This is a genomic window from Pseudovibrio sp. WM33 (genome assembly GCF_001623165.1).
GTDB lineage: Bacteria > Pseudomonadota > Alphaproteobacteria > Rhizobiales > Stappiaceae > Pseudovibrio.
In genome coordinates, this window is the sequence record NZ_LMCK01000024.1 from 11,788 (window position 1) to 26,428 (window position 14,641).

13 protein-coding genes and 1 tRNA gene are annotated in these 14,641 nt (G+C 51.6%); 8 read left to right on the forward strand and 6 right to left on the reverse strand.

Annotated elements, in window-relative coordinates:
* Nucleotides 1–320: 320 nt before the first annotated feature.
* From tig to PsWM33_RS06420, 4 genes are all read right to left on the reverse strand, one after another.
* Nucleotides 321–1,667, reverse strand: a complete 1,347-nt coding sequence (gene tig / locus PsWM33_RS06405) for a trigger factor (RefSeq protein WP_063292446.1) — start codon at nt 1,665–1,667, stop codon at nt 321–323.
* 233 nt (nt 1,668–1,900) lie between these two features.
* Nucleotides 1,901–1,983, reverse strand: a tRNA-Leu gene (locus PsWM33_RS06410).
* Between the two features lie 201 nt (nt 1,984–2,184).
* Nucleotides 2,185–2,544, reverse strand: coding sequence for a hypothetical protein (locus tag PsWM33_RS06415; RefSeq protein ID WP_063289035.1), 360 nt, complete (start codon nt 2,542–2,544; stop codon nt 2,185–2,187).
* A gap of 199 nt (nt 2,545–2,743) precedes the next feature.
* Nucleotides 2,744–4,264: an NAD(P)H-hydrate dehydratase gene (locus PsWM33_RS06420; protein WP_244276658.1), complete on the reverse strand. Its 1,521-nt coding sequence runs from the start codon at nt 4,262–4,264 to the stop codon at nt 2,744–2,746.
* Nucleotides 4,265–4,474: 210 nt separating this feature from the next.
* Here PsWM33_RS06420 and PsWM33_RS06425 point away from each other — a divergent pair, with 210 nt between their 5' ends.
* The 3 genes from PsWM33_RS06425 to PsWM33_RS06435 all read left to right on the forward strand — a co-directional run bounded on the left by PsWM33_RS06425 (nt 4,475) and on the right by PsWM33_RS06435 (nt 7,910).
* Complete coding sequence (locus PsWM33_RS06425; protein ID WP_208994420.1) at nt 4,475–4,924, forward strand: type III secretion system chaperone; 450 nt, start codon at nt 4,475–4,477, stop codon at nt 4,922–4,924.
* 13 nt (nt 4,925–4,937) lie between these two features.
* On the forward strand, nt 4,938–6,212 hold the full coding sequence (locus PsWM33_RS06430) for a protein kinase domain-containing protein (RefSeq protein WP_063299608.1): 1,275 nt from the start codon (nt 4,938–4,940) through the stop codon (nt 6,210–6,212).
* 171 nt (nt 6,213–6,383) lie between these two features.
* Entirely contained in the window at nt 6,384–7,910 is a 1,527-nt protein-coding gene (locus PsWM33_RS06435; RefSeq protein ID WP_063299609.1) for a protein kinase domain-containing protein, read from the forward strand.
* Between the two features lie 41 nt (nt 7,911–7,951).
* On the opposite strand, the gene PsWM33_RS06440 is transcribed toward PsWM33_RS06435, so the two are convergent.
* Nucleotides 7,952–8,401: a VOC family protein gene (locus tag PsWM33_RS06440; protein WP_063292442.1), complete on the reverse strand. Its 450-nt coding sequence runs from the start codon at nt 8,399–8,401 to the stop codon at nt 7,952–7,954.
* A gap of 404 nt (nt 8,402–8,805) precedes the next feature.
* On the opposite strand from PsWM33_RS06440, the gene PsWM33_RS06445 reads away from it, so the two are divergent.
* Entirely contained in the window at nt 8,806–9,144 is a 339-nt protein-coding gene (locus PsWM33_RS06445; RefSeq protein WP_057461792.1) for a P-II family nitrogen regulator, read from the forward strand.
* Nucleotides 9,145–9,265: 121 nt separating this feature from the next.
* Nucleotides 9,266–10,675 carry a type I glutamate--ammonia ligase gene (gene glnA / locus PsWM33_RS06450; RefSeq protein ID WP_063299610.1) on the forward strand — a complete coding sequence of 470 codons (1,410 nt, stop codon included), beginning with the start codon at nt 9,266–9,268 and terminating at the stop codon, nt 10,673–10,675.
* Between the two features lie 202 nt (nt 10,676–10,877).
* Here glnA and PsWM33_RS06455 read toward each other — a convergent pair whose 3' ends face one another.
* On the reverse strand, nt 10,878–11,474 hold the full coding sequence (locus PsWM33_RS06455; RefSeq protein ID WP_063299611.1) for a YceI family protein: 597 nt from the start codon (nt 11,472–11,474) through the stop codon (nt 10,878–10,880).
* Between the two features lie 167 nt (nt 11,475–11,641).
* Between PsWM33_RS06455 and PsWM33_RS06460 the strand changes: the two genes are divergently transcribed.
* From PsWM33_RS06460 to tyrS, 3 genes are all read left to right on the forward strand, one after another.
* On the forward strand, nt 11,642–12,067 hold the full coding sequence (locus PsWM33_RS06460) for a MarR family winged helix-turn-helix transcriptional regulator (protein WP_063299612.1): 426 nt from the start codon (nt 11,642–11,644) through the stop codon (nt 12,065–12,067).
* 704 nt (nt 12,068–12,771) lie between these two features.
* Nucleotides 12,772–13,155 (forward strand): bleomycin resistance protein, encoded by a 384-nt coding sequence (locus tag PsWM33_RS06465; RefSeq protein ID WP_063299613.1) that lies wholly within the window; start codon nt 12,772–12,774, stop codon nt 13,153–13,155.
* A gap of 193 nt (nt 13,156–13,348) precedes the next feature.
* On the forward strand, nt 13,349–14,602 hold the full coding sequence (gene tyrS, locus PsWM33_RS06470) for a tyrosine--tRNA ligase (protein WP_063297437.1): 1,254 nt from the start codon (nt 13,349–13,351) through the stop codon (nt 14,600–14,602).
* Nucleotides 14,603–14,641 lie beyond the last annotated feature (39 nt).

Sequence of the window (14,641 nt, forward strand, 5' to 3'; positions counted from 1 at the left end):
CTTCGTAAAGCTCGGTAACTTATCCGGCATTCCGGTAAGCCTGCAAGAAACTTATGTCGAAAAAAGCGCCACGCCCACCCACGGGATGTCGCCCTTGTCTTAAAGGCACTTGCCAAAAGGTAAAGCCACAAGGTTTATGGAGTGTTTCCATAAGACCCGATAGTCTTATCCCAATTATAAGGGAGCTTAAAGACCACATTGGGCCTATGCACTTAAGACGGCTTCAGATATTTCGGCTTTCCACCTCAAAATTCAAGATGTCAAAAAAGAAAAAGGGGGCACAAGGCCCCCTTTCCGAAATTCTTGGGTAATCCCAACAATTATGCTTCGTCTTCGTCCTGAGCCATCAGCTCTTCTTTGGACACAACTTTGTCGGAAACTTTCGCGAGTTCCAGAATGTAGTCCACAACCTTCTCTTCGTAGATTGGGGCACGCAGGGAAGCGAGAGCCTGTTCGTTGTTCTTGTAGAATTCGAACACCTGCTGTTCCTGACCTGGGAACTGACGAACGCGGTCGAACAGAGCCTTCTGAACTTCTTCGTCGGTAACCTGAACTTTGTTCTGCTCACCAACTTCAGAAAGAACCAGACCGAGACGTACGCGACGCTCAGAGATCTTGCGGTATTCAGCTTTAGCTTCGTCTTCGGTTGTTTCTTCGTCTTCGAAGGTTTTACCGGACTGCTGCATGTCAGCTTCAACCTGCTTCCAAACACCGTCAAATTCTGTTTCCAGAAGTTTTTCAGGCAGCTCGAAGGAGTACTCTTCGTCCAGCTTGTCCAGCAGAGCGCGCTTTACTTTCTGACGGGTAGCTGCACCGAACTGGCTTTCAATCTGGCCACGAACGATTTCTTTCAGCTTCTCAAGGGATTCAAGACCCAGCTTGGTTGCCATTTCATCATCAATGGAAACTTCGCCAGCAGCTTCAATGCCTTTAACGTCGATGTCGAAGGTAACTGCGCGACCAGCAAGGTTTGCTGCGCCGTATTCTTCAGGGAAGGTCACGTCGATGACTTTTTTGTCACCGATTTTCAGGCCAACGATCTGCTCTTCAAAACCAGGAATGAACTGACCAGAACCCAGAACCAGCTGACCGTTCTCATCTTCACCACCTTCAAATGGCTCGCCGTCAAGCTTGCCGAGGTAATGCATGGTAACGCGGTCACCGTCTTCAGCAGCAGCACCTTCTTCGCGCGCTTCAAATGGACGGTTGCTTTCTGCGATCTGCTTAACCTGCTCGTCAACTTCGTCTTCGGAAATTTCAACGATTGGGCGTTCAAGTTCAATCGCAGAGAAATCTACGATGTCGAACTGAGGCAGAACTTCATAGGAGATGGTGTAAGCGAGATCTGCTTCACCAGCCAAAACTTTCTCAGCATCATCGTCAGAAAGATCGATTTCTGGCTGAAGAGCTGGCTTTTCTTTGCGCTCTTCAATGGTCTTAGCAGTGGTTTCGTTGATCAGGTTACCGATCAGCTCACCCATTGCCTGACGGCCATGAACTTTCTTGAGATGAGAAACTGGAACTTTACCCGGACGGAAGCCGTTAATGTTTACCTTTGACTTCATGTCATTAAGATATTCATCGAGGCGGGTCGCCAGATCCGTCGCCGGGATAACGACTTTGAGTTCGCGCTTTAGGCCCTCGGCCAGGGTTTCTGATACCTGCATGGTCTTTGCTTCGTCCTTGATTTAGGACGCGTACCGACAAACCAATATGGTTTGTCCCAGCACGGTAAACATAACACCAATTTCGAAGGGGGGAAAACGCTTCGGGAGAAAATCCCTCAGCTCTTATCCGCCTGACGAAAAGGTGAGCATAAACCGAACCTCGACAACGCCCTCAACTTTTCCGTTTCCGATAAGCTACGGTCGTTTATTTATGCACCGTATCACCGGGGATATGGTGCGGCTGGAGGGACTCGAACCCCCACGGTCTCCCGCTAGAACCTAAATCTAGTGCGTCTACCAATTTCGCCACAGCCGCGTTGGAGGGGTAGCTAAATGGGAACCTAAGAGAAGTCAACCACCTAATACGCTGTTTATGCCCAGTTCTCGGTTTTCCACGCCATTTCTACCTATGAAACTGTGCATTACGACAATCCGGGGCTAATTTCTCAAGCAGGAGATCGCATCACATCCTTTTTCTTTTCTGGCTCGTGCATTGCCAGTCAGCAAGCCTCTCCACTCACTCACAAAGTGGCGTCAGAACCCGCTGCATAAAAGCCGCGCCTTTTTCGGTCAGATACAACTCCCGGCGGCGACCATCCGTTTTATCCGCCTCAACACGGGCATAGTTATGTCCGCCACGCACATCCTTGTGCCCTTCGCACCAGTAATAGATGTTGCGGGTCGCGGTTCCTGATTGGTAACCAATCTTCTTTTGAAGGCCATGAGGATGGATCGTCACCCCCTCCTCCTGATGAACGGCAATTTCAAGCAATGTCAAAACCGTCGAGACCTGCATTTTAGCATCATGGTCTTTAAACGGTGCCAGCGCCTCGATGATCTGGCGGAGTGCTGCAGAGTGCTGTGTCGTCTTGCTCATAAGAATATCCGTAATATCGTCCCGAAGGCGAAGACGATCACACGTTTTACGCGCAACCCTCCCCCTTCTCTCGTCTGCCTATCGCATTACTTGTCTCACTAAATGATACGCATGACGTTTCGTAGATTAATTATCACAAATATTGATGATTCCCACCAGATATCTCAGAGGGTAAACCCATCCCTTGGGCGGGGAAGCTTTAAAAATCACCCAAAAATTGAACCAGCTCGGTGAGCACATCCGGGATATGCGAAACCAGATCTTCCGCAATAAGTCCGGCTCCGGCAATTTCAGCGGCCCGGCCATGCACCCAAACACCTTTCGCAGCGGCCTCATAGCCACCAAGTCCTTGCGCCAGATATCCGGCAATCACACCCGCCAGCACGTCACCAGACCCTGCTGTTGCAAGCCAGGGCGTGCCACTGGCATTGATGGACACATGACCTTCAGGGTCTGCAATCACCGTGTCCGCCCCCTTCAGCACAACCACAGCACCAGCCTGTTTCGCTGCCTTCTTGGTGCGTTCCACTTTGCAATCTGTGGAAGTGGGATCATACAAATCAGGAAACAATCGACGGAACTCGCCCTCATGAGGTGTCAGCACAACACGCCCAGCGCAGTCAGAATCCGCAATATAGGCAAACAAGTGCTCCGGGTTTTCCTCAAAGGACATAAGCGCATCCGCATCCAGAACCACACCGCGCTCTCCGGAAAGGCACTCAGCAACCCGCTCCTGCGTCTCACGGCCAATACCGGCTGCCGGTCCGATCACCACGGAGTTGAGCCGCTCGTCTTCCAAAATACGTTCAAAGTCGGCAATACGCTCAGCCGGGCGGATCATGATACTCGTCAGATGCGCTGCATGGACCAGAGCCGCCTGCTCCCGCGCCACCACAGTCACAAGCCCGCTCCCCGCCCGCTGTGCAGCCAACGCCGCAAGACGGCTCGCACCGGTGGCAAACTTGGGACCACTCACAACAACAGTGTGCCCCCTGTTATATTTATGCCCTGCCACCGCCGGCTGATCAGGAAGATCTCCCCAAATTTTATCGCAGTTGTAAAAAGCTGTTGGTCCAACCTTCTCTAAGACAGAATCCTCCAGCCCGATCTGCTCAATAACAATCTCACCGCAATGCCCCCGGCCCGGATAAAGGTAGTGCCCCGGCTTGGCGCGAAAAAACGTCACCGTCATATCCGCATGCACAGCCTCACCCAGCACAGCGCCACTGCGGCCACTCACACCGGAGGGCAGATCAACTGCGACACATTGCGCCGGACTGTCATTGATGTGCTGCACAAGCGCCAGAACTTCATCATCCAGAGGTCGAGAGAGGCCCGCACCAAACAAGGCATCAACAATAACGTCGTCCTCACCCAGCTCTTCCAGCGCAGCCCGCATGTTATCCATTGAAGTTAAATCAAGATCCATCTCGTCATAGGCAAGCTCCGCATCGCCTTCGAGAGTTTCCGGATCACACACCAGCCCGACAGAAACATTAAAGCCTTCATTGTCCGCAAGCTGCGCAATAACAAAGCCGTCTCCTCCATTGTTTCCGGGGCCGCAAAACACAAGAACCCGCGAATAAGGATGCAGGATCTGGCGCATCACTTCAAACACAGCTTTGCCCGCATTATGCATCAACACAATACCGGGAAAGCCACCCTCGATGGTCAGGCGATCTGCCTTCTTCATCTGCAATGGTGTCAACAACTCATGCATAAAGCTCTCCAATTCCCTATCCATCAGGCTTTGAGAAATTTATGACCCACTATCCCTAAGACTTTGGTCCATCATTACCCAGTTGCCGCGACGTTTTTTCGATCACGAAAATTCACAAAACATAAGCTAGTGCTAAAAGGCACAGATTTAAGAGGCACTTCCTGAGTAAATGTTGATACCAGCGCACCACTTCGGGAAAACTACGAAAACATGCACGAGAGACGAGCCCACTACGACCAGCTAATGACTGCTTTCGCACGACGTCTGGGTATGACCACCCAGCCTGATACTGGACTATTTCTTATTGAAGAAGCAAACGGAAGCCGTTGGTCGGTCGAACTCAATGAAAGCTCTGATCTCATTTATATAATCACCAGCCTCCTTCTTGCAGAAGATAAAAACACACTGAAGGCGGCTTTGGAGCTCAATCAGGATGTGGATCTCCTACGTGGAGCTTTCCTCGGCCTGTCTCAATCTGGTGACTTGCAACTGAATGCTCAGGCCACACTCCGGTTCACAGATGGCCTTGCACTGGAGAACACACTGGTCAACCTGATGCAAATTCGCGAGCAGGTATGCGCACGGCTTTCTGAAACGAAATCCACCCAAACCTCCAAAGCCGTAGAACCGGACTGGAGCACGACGTCTATTCGCCTGTAAAGGTCTCTCATCCATGCATTCCGTCAACTCTCCCAAGCATACTCCAGTTGATCAGAGCCAACTCCAGAACGACGTAAGTGCACAACAAAACTCTGCGCCAAAAAAATCAGAGACGTTGGAAGCGCGCGGCGTGTCTGTTGAGACACCAAAGGGCTCAACACCGCCAACAACAAGTAACACAAAGCCCCTCGACACCGCTTCAACTGAAACGCTTGCAAACCGGATAAAGCCACCGAGCCAAACCAGTTCAGAAAGTGTAACGCAGGAGGCTACCGCCCCTTTTGAAGCAGACCGCACCGCGCTTGAGCAAAACGCCAAACGCCTTGGTGCTGGGGCCAATGGTGAAGTCTATCTTGTCAATCAGGACGGCAAGTCCTTCGCATTTAAAGTCGCAAGCACCGAAGCCGGTTGGCAGGCCCTGCAACAAGAGGCACAGGTCTACGGCAAAATTGCCCAGATCGGTCCTCACGATAATATCGTCAAAAGCATGGGCATCGTGGAAGTCCAGGGCGTACAAGGCCTCGCCCTTGAGCATGTAGAAGGCTACGAAGCAGGCAAGCTCTTCACCACTGCCGAAAAGCTGTACACAGACAACAAGCTCAGCCACTCCCAGTACTGGGGCACCGTGCAGTTCATTATGCGCGATGTTCTGAGCGGCGTGCACCATCTGGCTCAGGCAGGCATCAGCCACAGCGACATAAAGGGCGGCAACCTCCTTTATGACAAGGAAAGTCAGGCGATTAAAATCGTCGACTTTGGCAGCGCAGCAAAAATCGGCATTGATCCTGTCACTATTGGCACTCCGGAAGCTCTTTTGTCTCTTCCACACAAAGATGGAGACAAACCACGCGCCAATGAGAAGCAGGACACCTTTGCCGTTGGTCAGATGACCTACCGCGCAGGCGAACATGCCGAGAATTTATTTGGTGCACAAAATACTGGAGATCCTGCCGCACTTGGCTTTGCATTGCATTCCAAACTTCGAGATATCGAGCGTCGCGGTGAGACCATTGAGTATCAGGCGCTCAATCAGGCCGATGACCCAGCCGTTGCAGGCACACCGGGCCATTTCGGCAAGGGCGGCGAAATCGCTCATGTTGAGTTCGTCAATATCTCAACCCTGCTGGACATCGATGTGCGTGGCACCGCAGAAGAGCTCCTGAAAACCAACTTCATCTCTGACCCTTTGTGTCAGCCAGACGAAGCCCGTCAGGTGATCTCAGGCCTCATGACCAAGATGGAAGAAGACCACAAGGCAGAACTCGCAGCTCTCATGCAACAAACCTGATCTGCTCCTTGCAATGATAACCATCAGAAAGCCGGCCTCGTGGTCGGCTTTTTTGTTGCGCCCCTTCAGGGACATTTTAATCACATCTCTCCATTTCGATACACCTTAACAACATCGCCTCTGTTTACAGTGGAGTGAGCAAACGATCGCAAACAGCTCAAGACCTGTAACATGACAAAGTCGCCTCGCCCTCTTCAGAACCCGTCGAATGATCCATCAACTCAGGATGCCCAGATCAGCGCGTGGGCAGACAATGTCATTACCCTGCTGGGCCTGAGTGAAAGTTCGGTAGAGGACGGCCAGACAGAACCAGATTTCGACCATCCCCACATGGCCACCAGCAGCCGGTTCACCGTCAGCGACGTCGAAGAAATCAGCTCCTCAGAAGACGAGGAGAGCGATGACGAGCTGGAGCAACCACCAACACCCAAACCTTCCCCTGCCAACAGGTTCACAGTCAACAGCGTCAACGAACCAAGCTTCTCAGAGGATGAAGAGAGCGACACAGAGCCGGAACAACCTCAGCCCGCCGCAAACCGGTTTGAAGTCAGCAATGTGGGCGAGGACAGCCCCTCAGAAGATGAGTTGGAGCAACCACCAACACCCACAGCTTCCCCCACCAACAGGTTCACAGTCAGCAGCGTCGACGAGCCAAGCCTCTCCGAGGAGGACGAGAGCACGGAAGCACAAGCAACAATGGCTCTCCCCTCCGACAATCTCAAACGAGCCAAACGACTGGGCGCAGGATCTTTCGGGGAAGTGAGCTTGTACACGGACGAGAAAAGCGGAAAGTCCATCGCATTCAAGACCGCACGGTCGCAAAAAGGCAAAGACGCCCTGCAAAAAGAAGCCCAGATCTACGGGAAGCTGATGGCCGCAGGCCCGCACAAGAACGTTGTACAGTGCTACGGAATACACGAGATCGACGGTGAAACCGGCCTTGCTATGGAATACGTGGAAGGCTGTGAAGCAGGTGACCTTTTCGAAGGCGCCGAAGAACTCCTCCAAGAGAACAAGCTCAGTCACTCTCAATATTGGGGCGCCTTACAATTCATGGCGAATGAAGCGATTGACGGTCTGAAGCATGTCAACGCGGCAGGCATCAGTCACAATGACATCAAAGGGGGCAACATCCTGTTCGACAAGAACAGCCAATCTCTCAAGATCGCTGATTTTGGTTTTGCAGGCACCATTGGAGAAGATCCACTGGACTTCGGCACCCCGGAATATTCCAGCCCGGAAGCCATCGCCGCCGCCTTCAAAGACGCAGAGGATCGTGACCGCCTGGACGATAAACAGGACGGCTATGCCGTTGGCCAGATGGTATACGGCGGCGGTGAAGGTGAAGCCAATCTTCTGGGCGCGCCGGATTGCGACAGCCCTTATGCATTTGCTCTCCATGTTGTGCGCAAACTGAGCAACTCAAAATCCCAAACCGGCGAAGAAAACAGCCCGGAGAAAGCCCTCACGCCAACAGATGATCCTGATCTGGCTGGCGAGCCCGGTTATTACAACGAGAGTTACGAGTCTGCGTACGCCCGCTTCGTCAACAATTCCATGCAGATAGATCCGAAGAAGAGAAGCAGTCTGGACGACATGCAGCAAAGCCAGTTTTTACAGGATCCGCTCCTGCAACCGGACGAAGCGAAAAAAGTCCTCGACTACATCATGCAGCAAACCAGCTCCAAATCTGCATAGAATAAAAGCTAGCTTCATACGATCAGAGCTGGGCAACACGCCTAGCGATTGGACTTTGGCGGCTTCTTCTTCACATTCCTGGCAGCCTCCCGCTCATCACTGGCAATCACCACATCCTGAGGCTGGGAAAGCTCAATCAGGTTGCCGTCAGGGTCGCGAATGTAGACAGACAGGATCGGCGAACTGGCACCTGTGCGGAACACAGGCCCCTCCACAATCGTCACGGCGGCAGCACTCAGCCGCGCAATGGCCGAATCCAGACTCTCAACCAGAAAGCAGAGATCTGCGGTCCCCGGCACCTGTTCCTGCGCGATCGGAGTATGATCCACATCGATGGGCTGAAGGTTGATCTTCTGCTGCCCAAAATGCAGGGCCCTCCGCCCGCCTCCGAATATGATCTCCTCCATACCCAGCACATCCTGATAAAACCGACTGGTACGTTCAACATCATGAACGGTAAGCACGACATGGTCGAGAGAAACCAACCTCATCACTCGCTCCTTCAAGCGCATGCCAAAAACTGACTGTCAGCTTCCATAGGAACGCGCAAAATCTGCAACAGCTTTTTCCATAGCAACCATAACCCTGCCTTGCACAAGGAACCAACACCTAGTTTCAGGCGAGATGAACAAAAGGTGCACTGCCTATTTTTTAACCATTATGCGCAGTGTTTGTGCACCAGATATATTTCAGATGCAGTTTCCCATTATTATTAAGGGAGAAAACTGCCCGCTTTCGCGGCTTTTTAAGAAAATTTCAAAACTGGCACGGTTTCTGCATTCATATTTCCGTAAGTTTTGAATCGCGAACTTTCTGCACACGCGCTGATCATTTTTAAGAGCATGCCAGATCAGCAGCGCACGCAGATACAAGACGAACTGAGAGTGTGAAGACCATGAAGAAAATTGAGGCGATCATTAAGCCGTTCAAACTGGATGAAGTGAAAGAAGCACTTCAGGAGGTTGGTCTTCAGGGGATCACCGTTACCGAGGCAAAAGGATTTGGCCGCCAGAAGGGTCATACAGAACTCTATCGTGGCGCCGAGTACGTGGTGGACTTCCTGCCAAAGGTTAAGGTGGAAATCGTACTCAACGATGATCTTGTAGAAAAAGCTGTAGAAGCCATTCGCGACGCCGCACAGACCGGCCGCATTGGTGATGGCAAGATTTTTGTCTCCAGCATCGAAGAAGCAATCCGTATTCGTACCGGAGAGACAGGCGAAGACGCCGTTTAACTCTGAGTACCACTCGAAAATCACGAAGACTGAATGATTTAGGGGCAACGACCCCACACACTTGGTCTTCCAGTTTACAACACTGCGCCACTGGCGATTTTAATAAGAGGAATAGGAAGTTATGACAACCTCCGCTGATGTCTTGAAAGAAATCCAGGAAAAAGACGTAAAGTTCGTAGATCTTCGTTTTTCTGATCCGCGCGGCAAGCTGCAGCACGTCACCATGGATATCTCCCAGGTGAACGAAGACATGTTCGCAGAGGGCGTCGCATTTGACGGTTCTTCTATCGGTGGTTGGAAAGCAATCAACGAATCCGACATGATGCTGATGCCAGATCCGGAAACAGCTCATATCGACCCATTCTTCGCGCAGTCCACCATGTCCATCTTCTGTGACGTTCTCGACCCACGCACAGGCGAAGGTTACAACCGTGACCCACGCATGACAGCTAAGCGCGCAGAAGCCTATGTAAAAGCATGTGGCGCTGGCGACACCGTATTTGTTGGCCCAGAAGCTGAGTTCTTCATCTTCGACGACGTTCGCTTTGCAGCAGACCCATACAACACCGGCTTCAAGCTGGATTGTTCCGAACTGCCATCCAACATGGACAGCGAGTACGAGTCTGGTAACCTCGGTCACCGTCCACGCACAAAAGGCGGCTACTTCCCGGTACCACCAATTGACAGCGCGCAGGACATCCGCTCTGAAATGCTGACCGTCATGTCTGACATGGGCGTTAAAGTTGAAAAGCACCACCACGAAGTGGCAGCTGCTCAGCACGAACTCGGCATGCAGTTCCAGACCCTGACAACCTGTGCTGACCACATGCAGATCTACAAGTACGTGGTTCACCAAGTTGCACACGCTTATGGCAAGTCCTCAACCTTCATGCCTAAGCCAGTCTTCGGCGACAACGGCACCGGCATGCACTGCCACTTCTCCATCTGGGAAGACGGCAAGCCAACCTTTGCTGGCAGCCAGTATGCTGACCTTTCCGAGAATGCTCTGTACTTCATCGGCGGTATCCTGAAGCACGCGAAATCTCTGAACGCATTCACCAATGCGTCCACCAACTCCTACAAGCGTCTGGTACCGGGCTATGAGGCTCCAGTTCTTCTGGCATACTCTTCCCAGAACCGTTCAGCATCCTGCCGTATTCCATTCACATCTTCTCCAAAAGGCAAGCGTGTAGAAGTTCGCTTCCCGGATCCTTCCGCAAACCCATACCTGGCGTTCGCTGCACAGCTGATGGCTGGCCTTGATGGCATCAAGAACAAGATCCATCCTGGTGATGCAATGGATAAGAACCTGTACGATCTGCCAGCAGAAGAACTCTCCGAGATCCCAACTGTTGCAGCATCTCTGCGTGAAGCTCTGGAATGCCTCGATGCAGACCGTGAATACCTCAAAGCAGGCGGCGTATTCGATGACGACCAGATCGACGCCTACATCGAACTGAAGATGGAAGAAGTCATGCGCACAGACATGACCCCTCACCCAGTTGAGTTCGACATGTACTACTCCGTCTAAGTTATGAAGGGACTGCTTTAACTCCAATGCACCTATGGCGTATCCATAAGACGAGCTTCGGCTCAAATCAGGAGACGCCTTTCAAAAGCAGTCCTCTCATCTAGGCACAATAAAACCCCGGCTGGCCTCAGTCGGGGTTTTGTTTTTTCCATCACCTGGATCTCATCTGGCGATACAAACCTGCATCAGCAAAGCAGAGACCTTACCAGCCGCCCTCTCTCATCTCCGCAGAGATCTCAAGACGCACGCGATCGCTGGTCAATGGCGCAAACTTACCAACACCAAAGTCACTGCGCAAAATCGCTCCCTTACCCTCTACACCGATCCACTGCCCCTGATAGTAGTCAAAGTAGCTTCCCAGCGGATGCGGGCCATTGTGTTTGAGCTGAAAGTCCAGTTCCACCGCATGCTTTTGGTCCCTGATGGTCAGGTCCCCCACCAATGTCACAGCTGTAGCCCCGGTTTGCTTGACGGATGTGGAAACGAACGTGATCTCAGGAAATTTCTCCGCGTCAAAGAAGTCAGAGCCTTTCAGATGCTCATCCAGCGGTTCAACACCCGTATCCACGCTTGCCGGATCAATAGTCACACTGACTTTCGTTTCTTCAATCTTTGCCGGATCAAACTCCACTTCCCCGCCAACAACCTTCCACTCACCAGACTGCTCTGTCAGTCCCGCATGATTGTAGTAAAACCGAACCTCGGTATGGGTCGGATCAAATTTGTAGCTCGCGGCCTGCGCTGACGCTGTGAATGCAAGCGATGCCGCAACAACGGCGAATTTCGTGAAATGCCTCATGCTTTTCCTGCCTCATATCCCTGTTTGTCACATAAAAACTGCAGTTTCCTGCAAATACACACTCATTAACCTGTTGATTTTTATTATGTTAATATATATGCATGTAAATACATCTAAATGAATGAAAACCATTTTCAAGAGCGGAATGCACAAATAACGAGGATGTGATGTCTGTCAGCAAAGAGTCAGTTTCTCTCTGGATCGCTCTCAACCGAGTGCAAAAGACCATCTACACCGATATCGAAGGCGCCTTCAAAGCAGAGCGTTTCCCCCCTCTCTCCTGGTATGACATCCTCTGGGAACTGGAGAACGCACCCGATGGCCTGAGGCAATTCGAGCTGGAGCAACGTGTCCTCTTTCAGCAGGCCAACCTCTCCCGTGTTATCCAGTCGCTTGCCAAGGCTCAGCTGGTCGAGAGCAAACCCGCCCTCAAGGACAAGCGCGGCAAGACCCTTTTCATCACCTCAAAGGGAAAAGATCTCCGCGCCCGGATGTGGCAAACCTATGAGCGCATGCTGGAAGAAAAACTCGATACAAAAATCAGCAAGGAAGGCGCGACCCAACTCGCAGCAGCCTTGAAGGCGCTAGTTTAGATTTTTTCATCGACCAGTGGGTCGCGACAGTAAACAATGGCTTTACGCGCAACACAGCGCCTCTACACAGCAACGCAAGAAAACACGAAAGAACGCAAACCAACGCACATTAGAGCGCAAAGAGGATATGTCATCACCACGTCACGAAACTGCGTTTAAGTGCAATGAGGTTATCAGTATCTGACCGTGCTGATTAGACCCGCATACTCTTCAAAGGCGATCCTCTCGGATCGCCTTCTTTTTCGCGCTTTTTTGGAAAAATAGAGCGTCTTCACTAAGGCAGCACTAACTATTTTCTCCCCCATCCCTTGAAAGAAAACCCAAGCGTTCCTAAGTTAGGTACAGGTCAACAAAAGGAGAGCCAATGACTCCACCGGACCTGCATGTTGTACGGTTTTTATAAAGGCAATTCGGTACTTATGAAGACCCTCTGCAAGATGCTACAATATAGCAAGACTACAAAACGGCCTGAGCGACCGAGCGTCATCAGACGGTAAGCACGGATCGAACCCGGACGTACACGGGCGGAAATCATATCAAACGCCCCAGCATATAGCCTTGAAACGGTAAATCGCGGCGATCCGACTATAAAAGCAAAACCCCGTTTAGACCTTCGAGAAGGACGCGGGGTTTTCTTTTGGCCATTGCAAAGTAGTCCGCAGCCTCTAAAATATACCAATTACATTCATATTTTAGAGAAAACAATGACTGCAGCAGCCGACACAATTGAGCTTCTCCCCACACTTCCTTCCCTCAACATTCAGGAAACAAAAGCGTTTTACGCAGACAAGCTCGGCTTTTCCAACCTCGTTTACGAACAAGATGACTTTCTGATTCTGCGTAGAGACACTTTAGAAATCCACTTCTGGCTCACCACAGAAAAGCACTTGTGCAACAACAGCAGCGTTTATTTCCGTGGAGGGCCCGTCGTCGACCTTCACGAAGAATATCGCAAACTCGGCCTTCCAGAGGACGGCAAGAGCGAACCCCGCTTCACGCAACTCACCAGACGCCCCTGGGATATGGAAGAGTTTTACATCCACGACCCTCACGGCAACCTATTGAAATTTGGCCGCATTCCGCTCTGAGCAGAACAGAGAGGAAACACACTTGCGTTGCGGAGATACCACTCCACACACCTCAGCACCAAATTCTCCGCACAATCTCAAATCCCCAACACAGCTTTTGGGCCTTGCCAGAAAAAACGAGTGAATCCCGCTGAAAACTCAGGTATAGACCTTTCAACTTGGAAATACTCAGTAAATTGAACAGGCTTGACCAATGAGCTCATATAAATCCGAATTTATGCGGACAATGGAAGAACGCGGCTTCCTGCACCAACTCTCTAACGCCGAAGGTCTGGACGAACTTTGCGCGAAAGAGACCGTAACCGCATATATTGGCTTTGACTGTACAGCCTCCAGCCTGCACGTTGGCTCCCTTGTACAAATCATGATGCTGCATTGGTTCCAGAAGACCGGCCACCGTCCGATTACCCTCATGGGCAGCGGCACAACACGCGTTGGCGACCCGACCGGTAAAGACGAGAGCCGCAAAGTTCTGACCGATGAAGACATCGAAGGCAACAAAAACGGCATCAAACAAGTCTTTGAAAAGTTTTTGCAATTCGGTGATGGCCCATCTGATGCAATGATGATGGACAACGCCGATTGGCTGCTCAAACTCAACTACATGGACTTCCTGCGTGATGTTGGCCGTTATTTCTCCGTCAACCAGATGATCCAGCGCGACAGCGTGCGCCTGCGTCTGGAACGCGAGCAGCACCTGTCGTTCCTCGAATTCAACTACATGCTCCTGCAGGGCTACGATTACCTCGAAATCCATCGCCGCACAGACTGCCGTCTGCAGATGGGCGGCTCTGATCAGTGGAGCAACATCCTCTCTGGCGTAGACCTTGGTCGCCGTCTTGCAGACAAAGAACTGTTCGCCCTCACCACCCCGCTGCTCACCACAACTTCCGGTGCCAAGATGGGCAAAACCGCAGCAGGCGCAGTATGGCTCAACGCAGACATGCTCAGCCCCTACGATTATTGGCAGTTCTGGCGCAACACCGAAGATGCTGACGTTGAGAAGTTCCTGAAACTCTTCACCATTTTGCCAATGGACGAGATCAAACGTCTGGCAGGAATGGAAGGCGCTGAGATCAACGAAGCCAAGAAGGTGCTGGCAACCGAAGCCACCGCCCTGCTCCATGGCCGTATCGAGGCTGACAAAGCTGCTGAGACGGCTCGTAAGGCGTTTGAAGAAGGTGCCAATGCCGCTGGTCTGCCAACCATCGAGATTGCTGCTACAGAGCTGAAAGAAGGCCTCGGCATCCTCAACGCTTTCGTAACCGCTGGCCTGTGTTCTTCCAACGGAGAAGTCCGTCGCAACATCAAAGGCGGCGCTGTACGCATCAACGATAAGGCGGAGCAGGATCATAACCGCTCTATCACCGACGCTGATCTGACCGATGATGGCGTGATCAAACTTTCCCTTGGCAAGAAAAAGCACGTTCTTGTAAAGCCAGTCTAACAAGCTGGCATCAAAGTGATTTTAACAAGGCCGGGTCAT

What these genes read in the sequence shown, in the direction of transcription:
- tig (WP_063292446.1), bottom strand. Translation starts at nt 1,667, where the DNA reads ATGCAGGTATCAGAAACCCTGGCCGAGGGCCTAAAGCGCGAACTCAAA.
- PsWM33_RS06415 (WP_063289035.1), bottom strand. Translation starts at nt 2,544, where the DNA reads ATGAGCAAGACGACACAGCACTCTGCAGCACTCCGCCAGATCATCGAG.
- PsWM33_RS06420 (WP_244276658.1), bottom strand. Translation starts at nt 4,264, where the DNA reads ATGCATGAGTTGTTGACACCATTGCAGATGAAGAAGGCAGATCGCCTG.
- PsWM33_RS06425 (WP_208994420.1), top strand. Translation starts at nt 4,475, where the DNA reads ATGCACGAGAGACGAGCCCACTACGACCAGCTAATGACTGCTTTCGCA.
- PsWM33_RS06430 (WP_063299608.1), top strand. Translation starts at nt 4,938, where the DNA reads ATGCATTCCGTCAACTCTCCCAAGCATACTCCAGTTGATCAGAGCCAA.
- PsWM33_RS06435 (WP_063299609.1), top strand. Translation starts at nt 6,384, where the DNA reads ATGACAAAGTCGCCTCGCCCTCTTCAGAACCCGTCGAATGATCCATCA.
- PsWM33_RS06440 (WP_063292442.1), bottom strand. Translation starts at nt 8,401, where the DNA reads ATGAGGTTGGTTTCTCTCGACCATGTCGTGCTTACCGTTCATGATGTT.
- PsWM33_RS06445 (WP_057461792.1), top strand. Translation starts at nt 8,806, where the DNA reads ATGAAGAAAATTGAGGCGATCATTAAGCCGTTCAAACTGGATGAAGTG.
- glnA (WP_063299610.1), top strand. Translation starts at nt 9,266, where the DNA reads ATGACAACCTCCGCTGATGTCTTGAAAGAAATCCAGGAAAAAGACGTA.
- PsWM33_RS06455 (WP_063299611.1), bottom strand. Translation starts at nt 11,474, where the DNA reads ATGAGGCATTTCACGAAATTCGCCGTTGTTGCGGCATCGCTTGCATTC.
- PsWM33_RS06460 (WP_063299612.1), top strand. Translation starts at nt 11,642, where the DNA reads ATGTCTGTCAGCAAAGAGTCAGTTTCTCTCTGGATCGCTCTCAACCGA.
- PsWM33_RS06465 (WP_063299613.1), top strand. Translation starts at nt 12,772, where the DNA reads ATGACTGCAGCAGCCGACACAATTGAGCTTCTCCCCACACTTCCTTCC.
- tyrS (WP_063297437.1), top strand. Translation starts at nt 13,349, where the DNA reads ATGAGCTCATATAAATCCGAATTTATGCGGACAATGGAAGAACGCGGC.